Consider the following 25,606-nt stretch of genomic DNA (forward strand, 5'->3'; position numbering starts at 1 on the left):
AATGTAATGAAAAAAATAATTACCTGTATCGATGGCTCTGTCATTACACACGCTGTAACCGAAGCTGCTATTTGGGCTTCGAAAAAGCTAAATAAACCAATTAGCTTTATACATATGCTTGAAAAAATACAACAAACTAATGTAGGTAACTACACCGGTACGATTGGTTTAGGTGCTCAATCGGCTTTGCTTGAAGAAATGACAAAACTCGATGAACACCGTAGTAAAATTTCTTTAAAACTAGCAGATGAATTACTCGACTCGGTTGCTGTAAAAGCAAAAATTGCTCATATTCAAAACTATGAATTAATTAAACGTCACGGTGATGTAATCGACGCTATTATTGATTTTAAAGATGATACTCGCTTAATCGTTATTGGTCGAAATGGTGTTGATCATCGTGTTGATTTAAATGCACTTGGTTCACACATCGAAACGCTCGTGCGTAGCGCCTCGCAACCAATATTGCTTATTTCTAGAAAGTTTAAGCAGCCTAAATCATTTATGATTGCGTACGATGGTCGCGAAACAGCCGACAAAGCACTGCAACAAGTTATTGATGGCGGTTTATTACATGGGCTTCATTGTCATTTAGTGAGTATTAATAATAATGAGAAGAACTTAGAAGAGAAGTTTCTTAACGCTCAATTTAAACTCAGTAGTATGGGTTTTGAAGTGTCTGCAAGCTTTTTAGAGGGCAATATTTTCGACTCGTTAATGCAATACAAAGAGCAAAATAACATTGATTTGATTGTTATGGGGGCTTTTGGGCATTCGAAGTTAAGGCAGTTTTTTGTGGGCAGTAATACCATTAAAATGCTCGAAAACAACGATGTGCCAGTTATTATATTAAAGTAAGTAGTTGTTTTAAGTAAGCGCCACTTTTAATTAAGTAACTATTTTAAAATAATATTTTAATAATCCACTTTAAAAAACCTAAAATCACTTAACTGATTTTAGGCTTTTTTGTTTTTGGCTTAGCTTCAAACTTTTCAAATAAAAACTGAATAAACGACGTGACCTTTTGAGCCACAAACTTTCTATGCGGATAAATAGCAAATAAACCAAACTCAAAGGTTTTATAACCTTGCATAACCTGTACAAGTTTACCCGATGCAATATCGTCTCTCACCACTATTTCAGGAATTAAGCCAATACCGCCACCCGCTACAACCACCTCTTTTACAGCTTGTGGATTATTAACCGAAACACGCGAGTTTACGCTTGCCGTTAATGCCTCGCCACTAGGTGAAACGAGAGGCCAATGGCGACCTATTTTAAAGTTGCTATCAATCACCGTAGCATGTTGCTCAAGCTCGTCAACACTCGCTGGTGCGCCAAAGCGCTGAATATAATCTGCTGATGCACATAAAATTAAAGGGTAACTGGTAATTTGCCTCGCGATTAAATTAGAGTCAGACACACTGCCAATTCTTATTGCTAAATCAACCCCCTCTTCTAGCAAATCAATTGTTTTGTCTGAAAGCACTAAATCAATACTTAAATCAGGATAACGGCTCAGTAATTCAGGCATTAACGGCGCAAGGTTTGATTCGCCAAACGACACCGGCGCACTCACCCTAAGCTTGCCGCTAGCAAGCGCTGTTTGACCCGATAAGTTATCGAGCATTTCGCTGTAGCTTTCAATTACAGGCACTACGCTTGCGTAATAACTTTGCCCCGCCTCGGTAATCGAAATTCTGCGCGTGGAGCGGTTAAATAATCTAACCCCTAAGTCTTGCTCTACAATGCCCACGTACTTACTGACCAGCGCCTTTGAAAGCCCTAGTCTGTCGCCTGCGGCTGTAAAAGAGCCTGTTTCAACAACCGCGATGATTGTTTTAATGCCAATAATAGTATCCATGATTGTCAATATAGCATTGACATTAATTCCTTACTAGCTCGGTTTTTCAATACTGATAATAGTGAAAGAATAGCGTTATTAAAAATTACTATTCAAATTAAAAACAGGATAACCATGAGCAACCTAACGCTATACCGTTTTACTTTATCTGGTCATTCACATCGTGCAGAGCTATTTACATCGCTTTTAAAGCTTGATGTAAATATGGTCGATGTTGCATTGCAAAACGGCGCACAAAAACAAGCTGACTTTCTAAAAATGAATATTTTTGGGCAAGTACCCGTACTTAAACATAACGATGACGTTATTAACGATTCAAACGCTATTTTGCTGTACTTGGCACAAAAATTTGATGCTAACAGAACCTGGTACCCAGAAGATGTAACTGTTCAAGCGCACATTCAGCGCTGGTTGAGCGTTGCTGCAGGGCTTGTGGCTTCAGGTCCGTGTGCAGCTCGTTTAGTCACTGTATTTGGCGCAGAGCTTGATCATCAAAACGCGATAAACATTGCCCATACATTATTTAAAACAATGGATGCGTATTTACAAAATCGCGAGTACTTAGTAGGCACTCAGCCTACTATTGCCGACATTGCCAACTTTTCATACATAGCACACGCACCAGAGGGTGGCGTATCACTTGAGCAATATCCAAATATTTTAAGATGGTTAAACAACGTTCGTAAACTTGATGGCTTTATAGCAATGCCTGAAACAAAAGCAGGTTTACTGGCTTAGTTTTAAGTATTTAATACTGTTTTATAAGAGGCTATTAAGCCTCTTTTTTACGATATAAAATCAACTATTTTAGTAAACTCACATCACATAATAATCATATTCACCTAAGTGGTTATAACTTAGATGGTCAACATTATGGGTTAAGAGTTGATTACAATAACTTAAAAATTATTTATGATAATATCTTCGAAACTTATGCGTTTTGAGACGTTCATGAGGGACTTATGCCTGTTCATTTGGCATTTGAAGGTATGTAATCAATCTGACAACAGGTACTGAATTACTCTGCTAGAGCTAATAAAGCTATCTATTGCAAATTTTAAAAGTCCTGAGCTAAATTCTGTTATGATCACCAGATATGCCGCTCATTTCAATTTTTCGCTATCCGTTTTGTATCTAACTAAAGTGAATTGGTGAGCAAATATTCATAATCAGCTCACCTTTAATAAAAATGTTTACCAAATAGTATTTAACTCGTTCACGGTATTAAGAACACTCGTATAGCCGCCTGTTATTACATACCATTGCGTTGGGTTTAAGTAGTAAACATGTTTTTGTTGCCACGCTTGAGAGTTTTCTATAAACGGTGCTTTTGCTAAAGCTTGCTCAATATTGCTTTGCCCCCCAGTTGCTAAACCTCTGTCGAGTATAAACAGCCAATTTGGTTTTGTTGCCATATAATCCTTTGTTAATACTGCAGCTTGTTTGGCTTTTTGCACTTTAGTTTGGCTTTTATCGTTATCTTTTAGCTGTGGTTTATTAATTTTATCTGGGCTTTTTATACCAAGTAGTTCATACACCATACCAAATCTGTCTCCAGATAAGTGCGCAATAAACATATCTTTTACAGTAAATAAAACAAGCCCTGGCCCTTTACCCATTGCTTTAGCCTGTAAAGCATTAATTTTATTATTTAGATTGTTCCACAATAACTTTGCTTGCTGTTGTTTTTCAAAAACATCACCCAGTAATATAATATTTCTTTTAATATTAGAGACAAAATCATCGGAACTTAATGTTAAATCGATGGAAGGTGCAATTGCAGTTAATTTATCTAATGCTCTACGGCTGCGTGGTCCGACTATAATTAAATCAGGTTTAATTTTTTTAAGTGCCTCAAAGTCTGGCTTAAATAAGCTACCCGCTATTGCTTTGTTTGGGGAGTTATAATGAGCTAAATACTCAGGAAACACTCCCTTAGCAACCGCTGTTACATCAACATCAAGTGCTGTTAATGTATCAAGTACACCTAAATCGTATACAACTACTTTTATAGGCTTTTTTTTTATAACAACTTGGGTATTCCCTTGGCTAATTGTTATTGGGTAATTAGCAAAGCTAGCTACTGAGAAAAAACTACAACCAGCTATAAAAAATATTTTTATTAGTATGCCGTACATTTATATTTCCTTTTTAATTTATGAACATATTAAGGACATGCTAGCATGCCACACATTAAATGATAATGAGTAGCATTTACTTTTATTGATTAAAAAGCGGTTTTTTACGTTGCAGTTTCTAAAACACTTAAAATAAATTGTCTAAGTAATACTAAATAAAATTTACATTTCTTGGCAAAGCTCATTATCCCATTCCTGCGGTAAATTGCTTTTTATATGCTCTATAAAAGCACGCTGCTTTTTGGCTAATTTACCAAAAGGATAACATAACCAAATAGGAACAGGATGACCTACCCAGTCTTTTAAGCAACGCTCAAAGCATTCGGGGTGAGCATTAAGACGCATGTTTGCTTGCCATAGAGGTAATAAACCAAGCCCATGCCCTTGGCTTATTGCATCTCCTTGTAACACCAACTGATCTGACTGAATTCGTGACGAAGGAACTGGTACACTTAATGTTTCTCCTCCTTGGTTTGTCATAACTAACTGCTCATTTTTATTGCCAATTAATTGTAACCAGTGAGTATTTATTAAATCTTCCGGTGAGTTAGGATAGCCGTTACACTTAAAGTAATCTTTACTACCAAATACCCCCTGCCAAAGAATACAGAGTTTTTCTTGGCGTTGGCTGGATTCAGGTAACTGCCCCATACAAAGCAAAATATTGTCTTGCCATTGGTTTGAGTTAGATTTTATATCTGTTTTAAGAGTCACGCTAACATCTGGAAAGCGCGTTAAAAACTGAGTAACAACATCACCTAGCCATCCTCTTAATAAGCCGGTATCAACATAGATAACTACTTCACCCTGTACTTTTTCATCTAAGGTATCTAATTCTTGTTTAGCTTCTTTCGCTATACTTAGTATTTGCTCACAATAATCATAAAAACACAGCCCCGCCTCTGTAGGCACCAAGCTGTTAGGCATTCTTTTAAGTAAAATACTCCCTACATCTTGCTCTAAGTTTTTAAGATGTCGGCTAATAGTTGATTTAGACAACTGCAGTGTTTTTGCCGAATTTGATAAGCTTCCTGAACTAACCACAGAGACAAAACTACGTAATTCTTTAAATTGAGGCATTGCAACATCCCTACTGCGTTTAATACGCTCAGTGACGGCTAATTTACATAATAATAAATTAGCCATTACACGAGCAAACGATCAACATGTGTTGCAACTTTGGCAACACATTGTTCCATTTAAGTTCCTTTACATGATAACAATAAGTATTATCATTTGCACTCTTGAATTTAGGCCTACATGTAAAGGAGAACATTTTAATGTCCAAACGATCAATGTCGAAGTTAGTACCATTGACCTGTAAAAAGTTACCTCTCGCTATTTTGATCCCTATAGCCATGAGCGCTTCAGCGGCAGAAAAAACAAATGAAATGGAAACAATGGTTGTAACAGCAACCGGTTATCAGCAGAAAATTATAGATGCTCCCGCATCTATTTCGGTCATATTACAAGAAGAGCTACGCAAACAATCTTATACCACTGTTGTTGATGCTGTTCGCGATATACCAGGCGTATATGTAACTGGTGGCGGTAATATGCAAGATATTAGTATCCGTGGTATGGATGATCAATACACATTATACCTTGTCGATGGTCGTCCTCTTTCGGCGGGTCGCTCAGTAAATACTAATGGCTCAGATGGGGGTAAACAAATAGGTATTCCACCACTTGCAATGATTGAACGTGTGGAAGTTATTCGTGGTCCTATGTCATCACTTTACGGCTCTGAAGCAATGGGCGGAGTGATTAATATTATTACTCGTACGGCTCCACAACAATGGGCCGCAAGCTTAGCCGCAAGCTATACTTCATCTATGAATGATGTGAGTAATGATCAATACAATACCGACTTTTACGCTGGCGGTGCGTTAATTAAAGATGTATTAGGCATGGAGCTTACAGGCTCAATACAACATACAGATGAAAGTGATTACTCTGGCGGTGGCGACGCTACTGCTAGCCGCCCAGACTCAGATACAACCCAATTTGGGGTTAAATTTAACTGGGCCGTTGATGATAAAAACAAGGTGAGTCTAGCCTACGATACATCAAATATTGATTTTGAGCATACACCAGGTAACTCAATAGCTATTGATGCAGAAGGCTCACAGTACGAATTTGAAAAACAAATGTACTCCCTCACCCATATGGGTAATTACGGAAAATTAACAACAAACACTTATCTTCAGCAAGATTTATCTGAACGCGTGCAAGATGAAGATAAAAAAGAAGAAATAATTACGTTTAATACATCTGCAACTTATGCAGCAGAGCAACATATTTATACTGTGGGTGCACGATATAAAACCGAAGAACTTGTTGACGAAACGAATGGTTTGCTAGATGCCAACGTGGCTATTGCCAGTGATACAGTTGACCGATGGATTGGGGCTTTATTTACTGAGGTTGAATGGAACTTTATAAAAGACTTATCCATAACTACCGGTTTAAGATACGATAACGATGAGCAATTTGGTTCTCATTGGTCACCTAGGATTTATGCTAACTGGCATGCAAATAACCGCTTTACTGTTAAAGGAGGGGTTTCTACAGGGTATACTCAGCCTTCATTATCTCAAGCTACTGCAGGCTTTGGTCGAGGCACAGGCGGGGGCGGATCTCCTAACCTATCTTCCACTGGAACATCCATTTCACGTGCCCTGATAATAGGTAACCCTGACTTAGATCCAGAAACTAGCGTTAACTACGAAGTTAGTTTTATTTATAACGATCATAAAATTGGACTATCGACCAGCTTAACGTTTTATCATACTGATTTTGATGATAAAATAGCAGAAGATCGCTACTGTATTAGTGAAAATATTGATAGAAATGATTTTGAAAACTATCAATGTGAATTCAGTGGGAACACTTATCAATTTTTGAGTACGCAAAAAAATATTTCAGAGGCAGAAATGCAAGGGGTAGAAGCGACTGTAAACTACCGTATTGCCGACAACCTTCGCTTTAAAGCTGACTACTCTTTTACAGACTCTGAGCAAAAATCTGGAGACTTTGCAGGCGAGCCTTTAAATAAAATACCCAAGAGTATGGCTAATGCTACCTTAAACTGGGATGCGAGTGACACGATAAATTTATGGAGTCGTGTAAACTACCGTGGTGAAACCACTGACTATTTAAGCCGTACAAGCTTAAGTGATGGTACACCCGGCTACACCATGATGGACATAGGCGCACAATATTGGATGACTGATAATCTGAAAGTAATGGCTGGTTTATACAATGTTACAGACCGTGTAGTGACTAATGAAACCTACGGCGTTGTGCTAGACGGAAGAAGGCTTACGGTCAGTTTTAATTTTGAGTTTTAATAAAAGTAATTCAACGGAGCGTTTTTAAAACGCTCCGTTTGATTAACAAAAAACAGTTGTTTTAGCGCATAGTTTTGTATTTAAAAGCGCTGTATTTAAAAACGCTATATTAACAACTACAGCTCTAAATCAAGCACCTCAACGCCTTTAGCAGGTACGGCGCAGCAAATTAGCGCCTGCCCTGTCTTTACTGGGTAACTTACGTTATTGCGATAAACCACAGCGCCTGCGTTTATTTTTACAGCGCAACTGCCGCAGCTGCCGTTTCGACAGCCAAACTCAGGTTCTAAACCATGGGATTCGGCTACATTGAGTAATGTATTGTCACCTTTATTCCAACGCTGTTCAAAGCCCGATTTACTAAATTTAATTACAGTGTTGTCTGCTTCTTCTACGCTAATCTCTTTGCTTTTATTAGGCGCTTCGTTTGTGTTAAGTACTTTGCGCTTAATACTGGAGGGTCCAAATGCTTCAGCAAATATGTTTTTATCCTGCACACCGAGCAATAACAGTTCGTTATATACGTGCTGCATAAACGCAGCAGGTCCGCATAAAAAGAACTCGTAATCATCAAGTGGTAAATAGTATCTAAACACATCCGCATTTATGCGCCCTTTTAAATCAAAGTTTTTGTCTTTTAAATTAAAGCTCTCATCTTTTGAATTAGAGCCATTGCCTTGCTTTTCATCAAGCTCAGGCTGAGATAAAAGTGAGTAGTAATCAATTGCGCCGCCACTTGTATCTGCAAGTGTTTTTAGCTCGTTATAAAACGCACGCTGCTGGGCATTTTTAGCACTGTGAAAAATATGCAACGGGCGAGTATAACGGGTTCTTAACCCTTCATTGGCAATGTGTTTAGCCATTGAGATCATAGGTGTAATGCCTATTCCTCCACCAATCAATACCGCTGGTTTGGTACTGGTTGGGTCAATAAAAAACTGCCCTTGTGGGTATTTAGCTAAAATAACGTCGCCTACTTTTACGTTATTATGAAAGTAGTTAGACACCTCGCCACTGAGTTCTTTTTTAATCGATAACCGATAAAATAGTTCATGAGGGCTTGATGACACGGTGTAGGTTCTAATAACAGGTTTGCTATTACTGTTATTGCTATTGCTACTATTTTTACTTGGTATTTGTACGGTTAAATGCTGCCCTGCTTTAAACGGTAACAAGGTTGTATTGTTATGCCCTTCTAAATAAAAGGAGGTAATTACATTACTTTCTTTAATTATTTTGGTTACTTTTAAAGGCTGCCAAGTATGTTTTAGTTTTTCGGCTTGTTTGTTTTTATCAGCCTCAAGCCACGTGCCCGTCATTTTAGTGTTAGGGGAGTAAGCATCAAATTTAGCACTAAACGGGAGTAAGTTTTTAAGCCTCATTCCTTTAGTGAGGGTAAATTTCCAGCCTCGGTCTGCGCCAATAAAGCCTTCAAGCTCTGGGTGCCCGTCCCATAAAATTTCAACGTTGCCGGTAAGCATTAATACATTGCCCGTGTCAAAATCAGGAAATAACAAACCTGCTTTTGGGTTTAATAAAAAGTTACCCAAGGTATTAAAAAAATTGTTTCCTGCGTAATCAGGAATCGTTAATGTGTTGCCTTCGCGCTTTACAAAACCCGGCAACCCACCACGGTGAGAAACATCAACCCCTTCAATTTTTGGATTGTTTTTAGCGGTTATAAAGCTTGAAACAAAAAATGTATCGGTTGTGTCAATTAACGTACTGGCTGCGTTATCAAGTGTATTAAATTCAACTTTTTGTACTGCACTACTTTTAACTAAAGGATCTCTATTAAACGTTAAGTCGCGCGTTTGAATATACTGTGGGCAATTCCCAAAGGATTGATCAACATTAAAACTCACCTGATTATCGTCAATTACCTCACCTACGCGCACATTTAAACGGTTACGCCTACGCGTGCCTAGCTCAATGCCTAATAAACCAATTGGCGAACCGGCAATCTTTAATGTGTTATGTAGAGGGTCGTTTTTATCAACAGCGTGGGTCATTAATAACGACGTAGGAGTTGGGGCGCTTAAAAAGCCTGACTGTCCTGAAACAATAGATACCCACGGATTAGCGTTTTCATCAACACTGCCTGCAACCACAAATGGTAACTGCTCAAAAAAGGCTTGATGCTGCTTTGGCATAAATGAGCGCACGGCACGTTTACCAAATGTTTCCATTATTTCTCGTTTACCGAGTTTGTCTTGTATTGCCAGCTCGCCTTCGTGAAAAGGTGAAGCATCTATTGAGTTTGTGTTAGTCATTTTTCTCGTAAATTTGTGTGCGTATTTTATGGGTTAAATTTAACTCAATACACAATGAATGATAATGGGTGTTTTATTGACTGATAATGCACAAAACAATGACAATACTTGCACCCTCTTAGTGCCAGGCGCGCACCAACATATAACAAAACAGGTTTTATCCTCACTCTAAAAATACATTAAATACTATTTAAACAATAACTTAAAAAACTGGCTGTATTTTTGCAAACATTCTATTAACAAGCCCGTTTTACTTACGGCAAAAATTTAGGTTGTTAACACAATAGCTATTAGCAACCATCGGCAAAGAAGCCCGCACTCAATTATGCATAATGCGTATTTGTGGCGGGCTTTTTTGTTATTTGTATTTAAACCGTCACTTTAAGGAATGCCCTATGCAAACCTCGCAAAAAATACTCATTATTGGTAATGGTATGGTCGGACACCACTTTGTTGAGCAAATGCGCCAAAGCGATGCCAACGCAGACATTACTGTACTTTGCGGAGAAGCAAATCTTGCATACGATCGCGTGTACTTATCAAGTGTATTTGATGGCAAAACAGCCGCCGATTTAGCACTTACAACTCACGACAACTATAAACAGCTTAATATTAATGTGCATACCAGCCAGTGGGTTGAAGGCATTGATAGAACAGCAAAAATAGTGACCACATTAACCGGTGAGCAATACCCATACGACAAACTGATACTCGCGACAGGATCGTTTCCGTTTGTGCCGCCTATAAAAGGTAACGACCAACCCCATTGTTTGGTGTATCGCACATTAGAAGATTTAGAACAAATAAAAGCCAGTGCCGCTGTAAGTAAAAGCGGTGTTGTTATTGGTGGTGGTTTGTTGGGGCTTGAAGCCGCAAACGCCATTAAGCAACTAGGGCTTGATACCCACGTAGTTGAATTTGCGCCACAACTTATGGCTGTTCAACTTGATGGACAAGGCGGTACGCTACTAAAAAATAAAATAGAAAAACTCGGCGTAACAGTACATACATCAAAAGCAACCAGCGAAATAGTAAAAGGCGAAACCAGTCGCTTTAGATTAAATTTTTCGGACGAGTCATTTTTAGAAACAGATCTGATTTTGTTCTCTGCCGGTATTCGCCCGTATGATCAGCTAGGTAAAATTGCTGATTTAGAGCTCGGTGAGCGCGGCGGTATTATTATTAATAACCAATGCCAAACATCAGATCCTGATATTTTAGCCATTGGTGAATGTGCTTTGTGGGACAAAAAACTATTTGGCTTAGTTGCACCGGGTTACAACATGGCGCGCGTTGCAGCGAGCCAATTAAGTGGCGGCGAGCTTGAGTTTTTAGGTGCTGATATGAGCACAAAACTTAAGCTGTTAGGTGTAGAAGTAGGCTCAATAGGCGACGCTCATGCAAAAACGCCAGACTGTAAAGAGCTTATATATCAAGACGCTATTCGCGGCTGTTATAAAAAAATCATACTAAGTGAAAAAGGCGATAAATTACTGGGCGCTGTACTTGTTGGCGATACCAGCGATTACGATGCTTTATTACAGTACATGCTTAACGACATGGACTTGCCAGAAAACCCTGAGTGTTTAATTTTACCAGATAGCGGCGGCGCGCCGTCGTTATCTGGCAGTGCCCTACCCGACACAGCCACTATTTGTTCATGTCACAATGTGAGTAAAGGCGACATTGTAGGTGCGATTGATGGCGGCTCATGCGATTTAGCCTCTGTAAAATCATGTACTAAAGCAGCAAGTGGCTGTGGTGGTTGTGCCGCGTTATTAAAATCAGTTGTTGATAATGAATTAGCAAGCCGTGGAGTTGAAGTTAACAACCATGTATGTGAGCACTTTGCGTATTCACGCCAAGAACTACTGCATATGGTTAAAGTAGAAAGCATTAAAAGCTTTGATGACTTACTAGCTAAACACGGCAGCGGTCATGGCTGTGAAATATGTAAACCTGCCATTGGCTCTATTTTAGCCTCAACATGGAACGACTTTATTTTAGAGCCCGCCCATGTTGGCTTGCAAGATACTAACGACACATACCTAGCAAATATGCAAAAAGATGGCTCTTACTCTGTAGTACCGCGTATTGCTGGTGGCGAAATAACCCCCGACAAACTCATTGTAATAGGACAAGTAGCCAAAGACTTTAACCTGTACTGCAAAGTAACGGGTGGTCAGCGTATTGATTTATTTGGTGCGCGCTTAGAAGAGCTTCCTGTTATTTGGGAGCGATTGATCGAAGCCGGATTTGAGACCGGTCATGCTTATGGTAAGTCTCTCAGAACCGTTAAATCGTGTGTAGGTAGTACGTGGTGTCGTTATGGTGTGCAAGACAGCGTTGGACACGCAATAGAAATTGAAAACCGCTATAAAGGACTGCGTGCACCGCATAAATTTAAAATGGCGGTATCGGGTTGTACCCGCGAATGCGCCGAAGCACAAAGTAAAGATATTGGCATTATAGCCACCGAAAATGGCTGGAACTTATACGTGTGTGGTAATGGCGGTATGCGCCCTCGCCATGCTGACTTATTTGCGACCGATTTAGACACGCCAACACTAATTAAATACATTGACCGCGTAATTATGTTTTACATTAAAACGGCTGACAAATTACAGCGTACGTCGGTATGGATGGAAAATCTTGAAGGCGGTTTAGATTACCTTAAAAGCGTAGTAATTGACGATAGCTTAGGCATTTGCGACGAGCTAGAAGCGCAAATGGAATTAATTACACAAACCTATGCCTGTGAGTGGAAAAAAGCGATTGAAAGCCCAGATGCTGCCAAACGATTCCGTCAGTTTGTTAATAGCCCCGAAACCGACGACAACATTTTATTTGTGCAAGAGCGTAACCAAATTCGCCCTGCAACAGAAGCCGAAAAACGTGAGCAACGTAATACACAAAACCGTATTCCAGTAATGGAAGTTGAAGAGGAGCAAGCTGATGTCTTGGCATAATATTGGAACAATCGATAACCTAGTGGCTAATAGCGGCGTGTGCGCATTAGTTAATAATCAGCAAGTTGCTATTTTTTATATTCCACAAAACCCAACGGCTGTGTTTGCTATTAGCAACTACGACCCTATTGGTAAAGCGAATGTATTATCGCGTGGCATTATTGGCTCTATCGATAATAAATTAGTGGTCGCATCGCCTTTATATAAGCAGCACTTTTGCCTAGAAACAGGTGAATGTTTAGAAGCAGAAGCAATACACTTACCGGTTTTTAATGCAAAAATTGAAGACGGCAGTGTATTTATAAGCTCTGAACCAAAAGTTACAACGGCTGTGGCTTAGGGGAATATTATGAGTGTACTGTCTTATTTTTCGGGTATTGAAAACGTGTGGTTAAATAAGCTTGTTACCAAGCTAACAAGCTCAAATAGTCGCAGCGCCAAAAGTGGCAACGTTTATATAATTGGTGCAGGCCCAGGAGACGCAGAGCTAATTACAGTAAAAGCGCAGCGTTTAATTAATACCGCCGATGTTGTTTTGTACGATTGGCTAGTAAGTGACGATTTACTAAAAACACTACCTAAAAAAGCACAGCGTGTATTTGTAGGTAAACGTGCAGGTAAGCATTCGATGACCCAAGCTAACATTTGCGAACTACTGGTTAAATACGCGCAACAAGGCCTAAACGTAGTGCGTTTAAAAGGCGGCGATCCGAGTATATTTGCACGTATTAACGAAGAAGCCGATGCGCTTACAAAGCATAATATTAATTTTGCTATTGTTCCGGGTGTAACAACGGCTTGTGCTACTTCCGCTTATACGGGTATTCCGCTTACAGCAAGAGACGTAGCGCGCAGTGTTACGTTTTTAACGGCGCAGTTTGCCGATCCTAACAAGCAGCCTCATTGGAAAAATTACGCGTTTATGCCTGGAAACAACAACCCCACTTTAGTGGTTTATATGGGGCTTTCGCGCTTACAAACGCTAAGCAACGGTTTACAATCAGTGGGCTGGCCAAGTAATACACCCATTGCACTAATCGAAAATGCCACTACTACTAAGCAAAAGGTAATTACCAGTACGCTTGAACTGATAGTAAATGAGCATGCTAAACACAACCTTCAAGGCCCTACCCTAATTATGATTGGTGAAGTGATAAATCATAAAATGGCAATTAGCCCTGAGTTATTAAACAGTATAAATGTTAACGCATGATACAAAATGAATAATGCACTTTTCGCGCTTACTACCTCCCCAGGAGTAGGCGCTTTTTTTGTTTTTAATTTGGGTTCAAGTTGTGTGCAATAACATGCTTTAATGCACCAAATAAGTTAAAAGTAATGGTAAGTTAAATTATAGAAACACAGTGACAAACAAAAATAACACTTTAAGTAATTGTATTAGCTTGATTTTAAATTCAATGATGAAATTTATTAATGATTGGAACGGTGGTTGCACTTTAAAAACAAAAAAGTGTGGAATACTATCAATGGCGACAAACAATCCTCTCACAAAACAGTTTTTATTAGCGGCTAAATATCAAGAAATACACGCGCTAAAGCAATTACAAAACAGTTGTTCCTCGCTCACTAAGTTAGGCGATTTTGTACATCAGTTACAAAAAGAACGCGCAATGAGTAATATATTTTTGGCCTCAAATCGAGAGCGATTTAAAACCCAATTACAAGAACAAATCCCTTTAAGCAACAGCGCACAAACTGCATTTTATGATTCTCTTAAACAAACATTTATAAACGACAACGCCGATACGGGCCATACTCGGTTATTTAATTTAATTACCTACAGCTTACAAGCACTCGATGCATTACCGGTATTGCGCAAGCAAATAGCACAACAAAACATTAGTGCAGTACATGCTACGCAGTCGTTCACGCAGTTAATTGCTAGTTTACTCAATATTATTTTAGAGGCAGCTGATGGCGCAAGCGATCCCAAAATAACACGCTTATTAGTTGCCTTTTTTAATTTTATGCAAGGTAAAGAATACGCAGGACAAGAGCGTGCCTGTGGTGCACAAGCATTTGCGGCGAGTAAATTTACCACTGAGCAAAAACAACAACTCGCGCACTTTGTACAAGAACAAAACCACAGTTTTGACTTTTTTAATGAATACGCCGATGCGCACCTTTTAAAATGCTTTGCCACACTAACAACGCATCAGGTTAATAATCAGGTAGAGCAACTTAGAAGTTTACTGCAAAAACTCGATGACGAGAACGCTCAACCGCTCTCACAACTTAGCGAAGTATGGTACGAAGTAACCACTACGCGCATAGATATAATGCACAAAATTGAGCAAAACATAGCAGATCAGTTAATTGATACCGCAGCAATGCAAATAGCCTGTGCTCAACGTAGCTTAAATACAAATAAGCAGGTACTTAACAATATGGTAGAGCAACACATAGCCCCTACTTTTGGCCAATTAGCCGTTAAGCAACCAGATCCAGAAGTAAGCCAAAACATAGCGGCTGATAAGCTCAATAGTAATAAAAGTATGTACGATTTAATTATCGAGCAAAGCCAACATATTAAACAAATAAACCAAGCGTTACTTGACGCTAAAAAAGTAATTAGTGAGCAAAAGGTAATTCACCAAGCCAAATATATACTTATTGAACAGTTAAAACTCACTGAAGAGCAAGCCCATAAACAGCTACAAAAACAAGCAATGGATACACATAAAACCTTATTTAACGTAGCGCAAACAATTGTACAAATGAGCGATTAAATATGCTGTTCTTATTGGTTTTAATAAGAACAGCACCCCGCTAAGTGCTTATTTACTCAGTTATAAGTTGCTCGCCTAGCTTAAGTCTCTCTGTATTTTAAAAATAGATTCATAATCTACTGACTACAATAAGGTAAGGCTCTTATGTGGAGTCAATTTATAATGCAAATTATTCAACGCATTCAAAATAATCAACTACAATAAGTTAATCATTTGTTACATCTCATTTTATTGAGGCGTATTTATTTAATAGTGTTGTAGGATTTTGAATGCCCAATGTAGAGAGTTATATCGCAGATGTATTATTAATTGATGAACAGCAATTAATTACGCCTGTTGATAATGGCATTCAAAAAAACTTAGAGAGTATTGCTGAGCTAATTTTAACTATTTTTGATGCCACCGCATTTTCTATTGTTGCTAACCTCCCTGAACGTTCCGTTGAGCTATATAAATCCGGTTCAAAAATAACAGTAGCTAAAGAGCAACTATCTGATGACGTTTTTAATGAATCGATTATCGAACATGATCCTAAAATATTTAGAGTGGTATCACTTATTATTTTGCCCTCAAACCTTAAATTTGGATGGTTTATATTTGACCGAGCAAGTGATTCACTACTTACCGAAAAAGAAAAATTAATCTTAAATAGTTTACAAAAAAACTTTGTTAATCAGTTGGTCCAACGTAAAAATTCATTAGATAAAATAAACAGTTCTAAGTTTCACTCAACAATTAGCGAGCTAAAAAAAGACGAAACTGAAAAAGATCGCCTAATCAAAAAATTACAAAAAATGAGCGATGAACTAGATGAATTTACCAGTATTGCTTCACACGATCTAAAGTCACCATTAAATGCTATAAAACGTTTATTAGAGTGGATTTATGATGACTGTAAAGATTTACTCCCTCAAGAGCACCTAGAAAACTTTCAGCTTGTGCTCAGCCGGGCTAATAGAATGCAAGTACTGCTAGAAGATTTACTAAGCTACTCGAGAATAAATAGCTGTGATTCAACGCGTGCAAGCATATCTTTAGAAAGTATTTACCAAGATATAGAACAAATTTTAGAAGTTCCAAAAACTGTCACTGTTGATATACACGCCAATAACGAAGTACTCGATATACCGCTACTCCCTTTTAAAACTGTTTTTCAAAATCTTATTAGTAATGCAATAAAACATAACAATAAAGAGCACCCGATTATCGATATTTCACTTATCCCTTCTAATCAATATTACATTATTGAGATAACAGATAATGGGCCTGGAATTGACCCTAAATATTTTTCACTCATATTTAAGTTATTTCAGACATTGCAATCTCGAGATGATGTTGAAGGGAGCGGCATTGGACTCTGTATTGCCAATAAGCTCATTATTAATTATGGGGGCAAAATTGAAGTAGCCTCCGATGGGAAACTTGGCAGTACATTCACTATTTATTGGCCCAAAGTTTAACTATGAAATTATCAATTATAAACGAGCATCATGTAGATGCTGCTCTTAGAAGGAACTTATGAATATTTTAATTGTTGATGATGACTTAGTTGATCGCAAATTAATTAAAAAAATGCTTATTTCTGATGGCTCTCATCATCATGACATTACCGAGGTAACGTGCGTATCCGAGGGCTTGAAAGCCATTGAAGACACGCACTTTGATATAATACTACTCGATTATAATATGCCTAAAGAAGATGGCATTGAAATGCTAATTGAAATGCGTGCAAAGCCTAAACTCGGTAACACCGCAATTATCATGATTAGTTCCTCAGAGAACTCAGCTTTGGCTATTGAGTGTATAGAAGCCGGCGCTCAAGACTTTTTACCAAAAGGTGATATAACGAGGGATAGTTTAAATAAAGCGCTTATATATGCCAAAAAACGCTTCGAGGCAGAACAACGTATGCACAACAGTTATCTTGCTGTAAAGCATATGGCAGAAAGGGATCAGCTTACTGGTTTGTCTAATCGATATCATTTTGAAGAAATACTAAAAGTAATGATAGCTAACAATAAACGTGCTAAAAACTGCGTGGCGTTACTTGCTTTAGATTTAGATAACTTCAAAAATATTAATGATACGCTTGGGCATAGTGTCGGCGACGAAATTTTAATACAAACAGTAGAAAGGATTCATAGTTGCCTGAGGCAAAACGAAGGATTTGCACGCTTAGGAGGCGATGAATTTGCAGTTATAATAGGTGGGATTTGCAACATTAATCAAATAGGTATGATAGCAAATAGAATTTTAGCTGAAGTTTCTAAACCCTTTTTACATGAAGGTAGAACTTTAAATTGCAGTGTTAGCATTGGAAGCGCCATATACCCAAATGATGCTACTGAATCTCATGAACTGCTAAAATGTGCTGATATTGCAATGTATCGCTCAAAGCAAAGTGGTAAAAGTAGAATAAGCTTTTACAAAGAGCAATATCAATATGAATTTAGTCGTCGGGTAGATATTCAAAATAGTATAAAAGAGCATATAGAGGAAAAAAACTTTAGGCTATTTTATCAACCTGTTTATTGTTCAAAAACACAAATAATGACAGGTGTCGAAGCCCTGATCCGTTGGCCAGATACAACCGTTAATTATACCCCCGATGAGTTTATTCCTATTGCTGAAGAGTGCCGATTAATAGCCCCCCTTGGAAAATGGATAATTGCGAGCGCTTTAAAGCAGTTATCTTTGTGGCAGAAAGACTATCAAACGCCGTTAACTCTATCTATTAATATTTCACCGATACAGCTGCAAAGAGAAGTTTTACAGACGTATCTATTAGGGACGGTCGAAAAATACAATTTAAAAACCAGTAGTATTATTCTCGAAATAACAGAAACAGCTTTTATGGAAAACAGTAAAGAAGTGATTGAGATATTAACTTCTTTGTCTAATAAAGGGTTTAGAATTGCTTTGGACGATTTTGGTATGGGTTATTCATCCATATCTCACCTTATTTCCTACCCTATTGATATAGTAAAATTAGACAAAAGCATGCAATCGTTAGGTGGAGAAAATAATAAGCGATTAAAAATAATCGAGAGCTTATCTTTAATGCTGAAGAAACTAGATTTTTCTGTGGTAGCTGAAGGAATCGAAACTGAAACCCAGCATCAGCTGTGTAAAAAATTAAATATAGACTACTTGCAAGGTTTTCTCTTTTCAAAGCCTATGCCTGTAAACGAAATTAATTTGCTGCTCGATGACTATAGTAAAAAAATAAGCCTTTAATAAATAGGTTATTTTGAGCCTTTTTAAAATTGAAGCTTAAATCAAACATCTGTGTAACCTTAAGCTAAAAACCTTTGGTTTGTGTCACATACTCAAACTAAAGGCTCTTTAATTGGCACAGCCTAGCGGGTTAAAACCTAAAACACATGCAAATCAGCTGTGTTTTTCCAAATGCTGACCGATGACAGCCAATACTTTTTCTTTTAACTCTGCTGCCTGAAAGCTTCCTTTTACAAGGTAACCTTTAACAAAATCGTGTGACATTATAATCTTTTTTTCTTCTTCTCTTTCTGATGAGCTAAACATCATAACCACACACGAGCTGATTTCTATCATCTTCCTCAGTTTAGAAAACTCTTCTAAAAACTGAATACCATTGACTCTTGGCATATTGATGTCCAAAAATATGAGTATTGGAGGAAATCCATCAGGGTACTCTTTTCTGTTAGCTTCATAATTTTCTAGAAATTCTAATGCTTCCTGACCATCTTTTTTTTCAAAAATTGTAAGATCTAATTTAGCCTCTTTAATTAATCTTTTAAGAATATACCGGTCAACTTCATTGTCATCGACAATTAATATAGGAGGTTTAATTTTTGTCATGTTAGCTTATCCATTAGTATTATTATTTTAAACGTCGTACCTTCATCAGAGCTTTCCAGTGATACTTCACCATTTAAATACTCAATATGTTTTTTAACCAGCGCCATCCCTAAACCAGAGCCGGTACTCGTCTGTGCATGAAATCGCTTAAACATATCAAACACTTCACTTTGATGCTTTTGTGGTATTCCCATTCCGTTATCTGTAACAGTAATAAAAAACGTCTCTTGCTCATTAAAAATATCACAGCGGACATAAGGCGAGTCTTTATTTCTATCGTAATACTTCAACCCATTTGAAATCAAATTTTCAATAATTTGAGCAAAACGCGCTTTTTCCGACCTTATAGGTACTGATAGATTAATTGTTGTTTCGAGCGTACAAGGATTATCTTTCATGAGCCAAGACAGTCGTTCTTTCATATCAATAATTAACTGATTAAAGTCAATTAAATCTTTATCTTCATTGCCAATTTCAGCTTTGGCTAACAATAAAATATCAACAACAAGTGTTTCTAACTTTTCCATTTGTTGATAAATAACCAGTGCATTTCGGCTTGCCTCCTCTGTGTCTCCCGCTTTTATATCTTCGATAACAAAATGCGCTAGAGATTTAGCCCCTGACAGCGGTGACTTCAGGTCATGGGAAGCCCGATAAGCAAACTGGGCAAGCTCATCATTTGCTTGCTGCAGGGAAGCTGTTTGGCTGTTTATAATCTCTTTGAGTTCAATACTGTTTTCAATATTTAAAAGATCATTTTTAATTCGCTGTCTGGCCGCGATAACGAGTGCTTTTAATTCACCCGACGTTTTTATATCAAGTTCATCGTCTAGATTAATATTGTTTTCGGGCTTACTTGATAAAAGTAGAGTTAGATTTCGAATAGAGCTCGATATTGTGCGAGAAAGATAACTTATAAAAAGAATATTAAAAAAAGATATGATTATAACAAGTGGAATTAACGTCATTAGTATAAACGATACTGTTTTTCTAATTGGTTCCTCAAACAGCTCCGTATTTTTATTAAAGCCACTTAGCGAAGTATTAAGATTTAGTAAAAAAGCGTCTCTACTAAGTTCCCCCTTTTTATACTGATTAACTGACAATAAGGCTTTATCAGCAATTTCAATATCGTTTTCACAGATTGTTAATGTATGATCTGTGTTAATAACTTTCATAACAGCATAATTTAACGGGTTTATTTGTTCAATACATTCAATCGGTTGCTGCCTAATTAACAATATATCCGACTCAATGGCATTTATATCTATGGGGATATCATTTTCTATTTTTTTAACTGACTTAGTAAGTTGATGTGTATACTTTAAATGAAGAAAGTTAAGTTGATGAAACTTAGCTCCTTTAGCTATTTCAAAAGCTGAGTAGACAGTAATACTTATCTCTGCTGCAGTTAATATTACAATAAGCATCAGTTTTCTTGAGATATTCATATACGACACCTATTTTAGCCACTAACCCAAAAATTTTAAATAACACTATAATAATTATAGTATTTATAACCTTAGGTATAGCAGATTTTATCTTTTTTACTAGCTCCTCTATGAATAACAATTGATATTTAGCTTTATTCACTTTTAATAAAAAGATCCTTTATTAGTTTTTTGCCACTATAAAGCAAACTTGGGTAATATTACGCCTCTAAAAGTGCTGGTGCATTGGCAAATACACCAGCAGCTAAATACAAAACTTTGCTAAGTCATCCCATATTTAAAAAGTGTATTAACATGCAGCATTTTTTGAATGAAAAATATAGGCTCGTGTGTGGTCGTACACTAGGTTAAAAGTAAAAGCGTAAAGGGTTATAAAAAAAGTTACGCCGATATCCATTATTAATGCTTCCCATAAGCCTACGTTTAAAATGCTCGCCATTACGGGAATAGTAAAAACAAGTAACCCGCCTTGAAATAAAATCACGTGAAAAATACGGAATAATACAGAACGTTGCTCTTTTGCACCGGTAGCTACTTTGTCAAAAAACCAATTAAAAACAAAATTCCAACACATCGCAATCGTTGCAATTATAATCATAGTGCCCGATAAAGCCGATATTGCATGCTCTGTAAATACAGCCAAACCAATAATCGACAGCGTTACCGCTAATACTTCAAACAAAACAGCCTGAAATATCCTCTCTAGCGACCCCATTTTTGCATCCATAATTACCCCCTTTTACGCCAAATAATTAAAGAAAATAATAGTGACATAATTTAATTATTTGCAAAGTTAGTAGCCATCACCTTTAGTGATAAGATGAGCAAATAAGTACTCACCTTTAAGTTGAATGATATGTATAGTTTTGAGCAACTAAAAATTTTTGTAACCGTGGTAGAAACAGGATCTTTTTCGGCAACAGCCCGAAAGCTTAACCGTGCACAATCGGGAATTAGCCAAGCTATTTCTAATCTTGAAATAGCGATTAATCAAACATTGTTTACGCGTAATAAAAATATACCCAGCTTAACGATTAGCGGTAAGGCATTGTTACCTGTCGCATACTCTATACTTCATCAGCAAAAATATTTTGACCAAAAAGTGGATGCATTAGCAAAAAATTATGAGCATGAGGTAATTATAGCTATTGATGAAAGCCTAAATAATCATGATATTTTAAAAGTGATTGCCCCACTTGCTGATCAGTTCCCGATTACTAATTTCGAAATAATATCGACAACAACTGACGATGTAGAAAACTTAGTAAAAATAGGAAAAGCACAAGTAGGTATCATTTATAGTGATGGTGAGCTTAAAGTTGATATGGATTTTTTTCTATTAGGTCAAGCTCGATTTTTAACGATTTCATCACCAGAACACCCGCTTGCAAAGCTAAAGGCTGTAACAAGCAATGATTTAAAAGCCCATAGGCAATGTGTTCATCGCAGCCTTAGCCAAAAAGAGTTATGGTTTAGCTACGCAATTAGCTCTAGAATTTGGTACGCAAATACACATCAAACTCTTATCGACTTAGTAGTTCAGGGTATTGGTTGGGCGCTTGTACCCGAGCTTGCTATTAAGAGGTATATAAACCAAGCTGAAGTGGTAACGCTACCCGTTACTCATGAACAAGGCGGTTGGCTTACTCCTGTAGGATGCGTTGTTTCAAGAAGCCAATCAACAGGACCTGTTCTTCAAAGTTTAATAAATAGGTTGCAGCAACACTTTTTAAAGAGTGATAGCGCGGGAATAAAACAGTTTTAAACTGCTTTATTCACTTTTAATAGCAAGCTTCTTCTCTAGCTTTTCTTGCCACTCTACAGCAAGCTCTGGCAAAGTTAATGCTTCTAAAAGTATGTCTTCATAACCTACGTATTTTTTATCAAAAAATGCCTGGAACAGTTTTTTAACTGATATGTCGTGCGAGGCTTTCTTCTCGATAACAACACTATCACCCGTTTTTGCAACGCCTTGCTCTAGTACCCTAAAATAAACGCCAGTGCAGTAATGCTGCGTAAATAGTTTAAGACTGTTTTTATTATTAAGGGCGATAGCTAATTTAAAACAAGGTACACGAGGCTGGCTTACTTCAAGTAATGCAGTACCAATTCGAATATGGTCACCTATGTGTATATTCGCTTCATCAAGGTCAGAAATCGTGAAGTTTTCACCAAATATGCCGCTACTTAAGTTTTCGTTTTCAAGAGTCTTCTGCCAGTACTCATAATGATTGTGCGAAAAAGCATATACTGCTTTATCTACCCCGCCGTGGTTAATTAAATCAGCTTGCTCGTCACCTATTATATTTAGCTTTTCAATCGCTACAGGTTCGTTAGTTGGGGTTTTGAATATTCCTGTTCTCACCTCTTTATCATTATGAATAAGAGTTTTAATTTTAGAGATATTAGTCGAGATGATTTTCATTGCGATACCAACGGATGAGGAAGTAAAGATTAATTATGCAGGTTTTAAAATTATTATAAATAAATTTAAGCAAAAAATGACCGCTTAAGACTAAGCAGTCATTTCACAATATACAGTTTTTATTATTCTGCTTGTTTTAAAAAATACGTTTCGGCCAGTCCGTTATGTATTCCAGCTAAGTCTATTTGTATTTCATCGATAAAGTCATGCAACAGACCATTTTTAAGTACTCGTACGTCTTTATTTTCTAACTCAACAATTGCATCATCAATTGATTTAATAATTTCTGTTGAGTTTGGCAAAGGTAAAACCAATGCTTTTAATTCATTCATACAAAATAAAATAGATCGTGGGAATACTTTGCTGTGCATCACAAATTCTATTACATCTGCACGCTGTACTCTAACGCCCATTTCTTGGCGATACATTTGATAAGCACTTAATGAGCGCAATAAGCTGATCCACTGAATATTATCAAATGGCTTCACTTCTTCTTCATTAGTAATTAACGTAGCTGAGCGAATATCTAAAATTCGCGATGTCATGTCTGCGCGCTCTATAATCGAACCAAAGCGGATAAAAACATAGCCCTGATCGTGATTAATTGTGGCATCTAACGCCCCAAATATTTGATGGGCTGAATCTATAATCTTTTTTAAATAATCAAAACGTCCGCGCTTTGTTATCCCTTCTTTTTGATTATCTTTTACATAATAATAAAGAGAGTTAATTTCTTCCCATACATCTCGCGGTATTACATCGCGGATTGTACGCGCGCTTTCTCGTGCCGAAGTAATAGAGTTTAAAATTGACGAGCTATTATCACTACCAACAAGTAAATACCTTAATGCTTTTTGTTCAGTAAAATCTGTATGGTTTTCTGAATACGCTTTACGCACACCAATAATATCAATTAATGGCTCCCAGCCGGTACATACGCCTTTGGGTAAGTCCATCATCAGTAAATTGTTAACGTTGATTAAACGAGCCACATTTTCCGCACGCTCAATGTATCGAGATACCCAATATAAAGTTTCGCCTACTCTTGATAACATATTATTTAGCCTCTTCGTCAACAATCCAAGTATCTTTACTGCCACCACCTTGTGATGAATTAACCACCAAAGAGCCTTTAACCATAGCAACACGCGTTAATCCACCAGTGGTAACTTGCGTATCTTTACCTGATGATAAAATAAACGGTCTTAAATCGGTATGTCGACCATCTGGTTTATTACCATCAAATGTTGGTACTGTTGATAAATCTAATGTTGGTTGAGCTACCCAGTTTCGTGGGTCCGCTTTAATTTGAGCAATACACGCTTCTTGTTCTTTTTTAGTCGATTTAGGACCAATTAATAATCCATATCCGCCAGATTCATTTGCTGGTTTAACAACAAGCTTATCGATATTTTTAATCACATGGTCGCATTCTTTCGGATCTAAACATTTGAACGTTGGGACATTAGCAAGTTTAGCTTCCTCGCCTAAGTAGTACTTAATCATCTCAGGTACATAGGCGTAAACTACTTTGTCATCAGCAACACCTGCGCCTGGTGCATTAACCAAAGCAACATTACCTTTAGACCAAGCACGCATTAATCCAGGAACGCCAAGTTGGGATTCTGGTAAAAAGGCTTCTGGGTCTAAAAATAAATCATCTATACGACGATAAATAACATCAACTCGTTGTAGCCCTGTGATTGTTCTCATGTATACACAGTCATCTTTTTCAACAACTAAATCGCGCCCTTCTACCAGTTCGCAACCCATTTCTTGGGCAAGGTAACAATGCTCAAAATAAGCGGAGTTAAACACCCCAGGAGTAAGTACCACAACTTCTGGTTTATCTTGTGGACGAGGCGACATTGCCGCTAGCATATCAAATAATTGTGAAGGGTAATCATCAACAGGTAAAATCGATACTTGCTCAAATAATTCAGGGAATACACGCTTCATTACAGAGCGATTTTCAAGCATATAAGATACACCAGAAGGAACACGCAGGTTATCCTCAAGCACATACATTGTACCGCTACCATCGCGTACTAAATCTGAGCCACAGATATGCGCCCATATTTTATTTGGCGGGTTTATTCCCACGCATTGCTGGCGAAAGTTAACTGATTTTTCTAGTAGTCCTTTTGGAAAAACACCATCTTTTATTATTTTTTGGTCGTGGTATAAATCATCTATAAAAAGGTTAAGCGCTTCAACACGTTGCTTTAAACCAACCTCTACGCTTTGCCATTCTTTTTTACCAATAGTTCGAGGGATAATATCAAACGGCCAGGCTCTATCAATCATATTGCCTTCGTTGTAAACCGTGAAAGTAATACCCATTTCTTTAATTGCTAAATCAGCAACCGCTCTGGCTTTTACTAATTCTTCTGCTGATAAATTAGCAAAAAATTGTGCTAATTGTGTTCCATGCGATCTAACGTTTCCTTGTGCATCAATTAATTCATCAAAGAAACCATTTGTTTGGTACGCTTTCCAATCAATTTTCATACACTCTTTCACCTTATCCATCATCATATATG

The 25,606-nt window shown here is 37.5% G+C and carries 20 protein-coding genes; 10 read left to right on the forward strand and 10 right to left on the reverse strand.

Translation table 11 applies throughout. The annotated features are described in order from the left end of the window. Positions 1-6: 6 nt before the first annotated feature. Positions 7-858, forward strand: a complete 852-nt coding sequence (locus I6F40_RS10835; RefSeq protein ID WP_166377588.1) for a universal stress protein — start codon at positions 7-9, stop codon at positions 856-858. 88 nt (positions 859-946) lie between these two features. On the opposite strand, the gene I6F40_RS10840 is transcribed toward I6F40_RS10835, so the two are convergent. Beyond that, positions 947-1,864: a LysR family transcriptional regulator gene (locus I6F40_RS10840; RefSeq protein ID WP_166377589.1), complete on the reverse strand. Its 918-nt coding sequence runs from the start codon at positions 1,862-1,864 to the stop codon at positions 947-949. 114 nt (positions 1,865-1,978) lie between these two features. On the opposite strand from I6F40_RS10840, the gene I6F40_RS10845 reads away from it, so the two are divergent. After that, positions 1,979-2,602 carry a glutathione S-transferase gene (locus I6F40_RS10845; protein WP_166377590.1) on the forward strand — a complete coding sequence of 208 codons (624 nt, stop codon included), beginning with the start codon at positions 1,979-1,981 and terminating at the stop codon, positions 2,600-2,602. Positions 2,603-3,057: 455 nt separating this feature from the next. On the opposite strand, the gene I6F40_RS10850 is transcribed toward I6F40_RS10845, so the two are convergent. Next, complete coding sequence (locus tag I6F40_RS10850) at positions 3,058-4,002, reverse strand: siderophore ABC transporter substrate-binding protein (RefSeq protein WP_166377591.1); 945 nt, start codon at positions 4,000-4,002, stop codon at positions 3,058-3,060. 162 nt (positions 4,003-4,164) lie between these two features. Further along, entirely contained in the window at positions 4,165-5,148 is a 984-nt protein-coding gene (locus I6F40_RS10855; protein ID WP_166377592.1) for a LysR family transcriptional regulator, read from the reverse strand. Positions 5,149-5,282: 134 nt separating this feature from the next. Here I6F40_RS10855 and I6F40_RS10860 point away from each other — a divergent pair, with 134 nt between their 5' ends. Then, positions 5,283-7,355, forward strand: a complete 2,073-nt coding sequence (locus I6F40_RS10860) for a TonB-dependent receptor domain-containing protein (RefSeq protein WP_166377593.1) — start codon at positions 5,283-5,285, stop codon at positions 7,353-7,355. A gap of 116 nt (positions 7,356-7,471) precedes the next feature. Here I6F40_RS10860 and I6F40_RS10865 read toward each other — a convergent pair whose 3' ends face one another. Next, positions 7,472-9,628, reverse strand: coding sequence for a 2Fe-2S iron-sulfur cluster-binding protein (locus I6F40_RS10865; RefSeq protein WP_166377594.1), 2,157 nt, complete (start codon positions 9,626-9,628; stop codon positions 7,472-7,474). Positions 9,629-10,023: 395 nt separating this feature from the next. Between I6F40_RS10865 and nirB the strand changes: the two genes are divergently transcribed. The 6 genes from nirB to I6F40_RS10895 all read left to right on the forward strand — a co-directional run bounded on the left by nirB (position 10,024) and on the right by I6F40_RS10895 (position 18,584). Further along, positions 10,024-12,597: a nitrite reductase large subunit NirB gene (nirB, locus tag I6F40_RS10870; RefSeq protein ID WP_197192919.1), complete on the forward strand. Its 2,574-nt coding sequence runs from the start codon at positions 10,024-10,026 to the stop codon at positions 12,595-12,597. Next, positions 12,584-12,937 (forward strand): nitrite reductase small subunit NirD, encoded by a 354-nt coding sequence (gene nirD, locus I6F40_RS10875; protein WP_002959861.1) that lies wholly within the window; start codon positions 12,584-12,586, stop codon positions 12,935-12,937. Before nirB ends, nirD begins: the two co-directional genes overlap by 14 nt. 9 nt (positions 12,938-12,946) lie before the next feature. Then, the gene (cobA, locus tag I6F40_RS10880; RefSeq protein WP_165727787.1) at positions 12,947-13,810 is read left to right on the forward strand and encodes a uroporphyrinogen-III C-methyltransferase; all 864 of its coding nucleotides are present in this window, start codon (positions 12,947-12,949) and stop codon (positions 13,808-13,810) included. A 274-nt stretch (positions 13,811-14,084) separates the two neighbouring features. Then, a complete protein-coding gene (locus tag I6F40_RS10885) occupies positions 14,085-15,347 on the forward strand; it encodes a nitrate regulatory protein (RefSeq protein ID WP_197192920.1) in 1,263 nt (420 codons plus the stop codon). Positions 15,348-15,616: 269 nt separating this feature from the next. Then, positions 15,617-16,807: a sensor histidine kinase gene (locus I6F40_RS10890; protein WP_197192921.1), complete on the forward strand. Its 1,191-nt coding sequence runs from the start codon at positions 15,617-15,619 to the stop codon at positions 16,805-16,807. A 58-nt stretch (positions 16,808-16,865) separates the two neighbouring features. Continuing rightward, the gene (locus I6F40_RS10895) at positions 16,866-18,584 is read left to right on the forward strand and encodes a two-component system response regulator (protein WP_197192922.1); all 1,719 of its coding nucleotides are present in this window, start codon (positions 16,866-16,868) and stop codon (positions 18,582-18,584) included. A gap of 153 nt (positions 18,585-18,737) precedes the next feature. On the opposite strand, the gene I6F40_RS10900 is transcribed toward I6F40_RS10895, so the two are convergent. The 3 genes from I6F40_RS10900 to I6F40_RS10910 form a co-directional block, all read right to left on the reverse strand. After that, the gene (locus I6F40_RS10900) at positions 18,738-19,187 is read right to left on the reverse strand and encodes a response regulator (protein ID WP_166377599.1); all 450 of its coding nucleotides are present in this window, start codon (positions 19,185-19,187) and stop codon (positions 18,738-18,740) included. Next, entirely contained in the window at positions 19,184-20,638 is a 1,455-nt protein-coding gene (locus tag I6F40_RS10905) for a sensor histidine kinase (protein ID WP_166377600.1), read from the reverse strand. The genes I6F40_RS10900 and I6F40_RS10905 overlap by 4 nt, the downstream gene beginning before the upstream one ends. Positions 20,639-20,927: 289 nt before the next feature. Continuing rightward, complete coding sequence (locus I6F40_RS10910; RefSeq protein ID WP_197192923.1) at positions 20,928-21,365, reverse strand: PACE efflux transporter; 438 nt, start codon at positions 21,363-21,365, stop codon at positions 20,928-20,930. Between the two features lie 129 nt (positions 21,366-21,494). Between I6F40_RS10910 and I6F40_RS10915 the strand changes: the two genes are divergently transcribed. Beyond that, entirely contained in the window at positions 21,495-22,403 is a 909-nt protein-coding gene (locus tag I6F40_RS10915) for a LysR family transcriptional regulator (protein WP_166377601.1), read from the forward strand. Positions 22,404-22,409: 6 nt separating this feature from the next. Here I6F40_RS10915 and I6F40_RS10920 read toward each other — a convergent pair whose 3' ends face one another. From I6F40_RS10920 to I6F40_RS10930, 3 genes are all read right to left on the reverse strand, one after another. After that, on the reverse strand, positions 22,410-23,063 hold the full coding sequence (locus I6F40_RS10920; protein WP_197192924.1) for an MOSC domain-containing protein: 654 nt from the start codon (positions 23,061-23,063) through the stop codon (positions 22,410-22,412). A 122-nt stretch (positions 23,064-23,185) separates the two neighbouring features. After that, positions 23,186-24,118 (reverse strand): alpha-E domain-containing protein, encoded by a 933-nt coding sequence (locus I6F40_RS10925; RefSeq protein ID WP_007585221.1) that lies wholly within the window; start codon positions 24,116-24,118, stop codon positions 23,186-23,188. Between the two features lies 1 nt (position 24,119). Continuing rightward, the gene (locus I6F40_RS10930; RefSeq protein WP_166377603.1) at positions 24,120-25,574 is read right to left on the reverse strand and encodes a circularly permuted type 2 ATP-grasp protein; all 1,455 of its coding nucleotides are present in this window, start codon (positions 25,572-25,574) and stop codon (positions 24,120-24,122) included. Positions 25,575-25,606 lie beyond the last annotated feature (32 nt).

This window comes from Pseudoalteromonas sp. SWXJ133 (assembly GCF_015864365.1).
GTDB lineage: Bacteria > Pseudomonadota > Gammaproteobacteria > Enterobacterales > Alteromonadaceae > Pseudoalteromonas > Pseudoalteromonas arctica.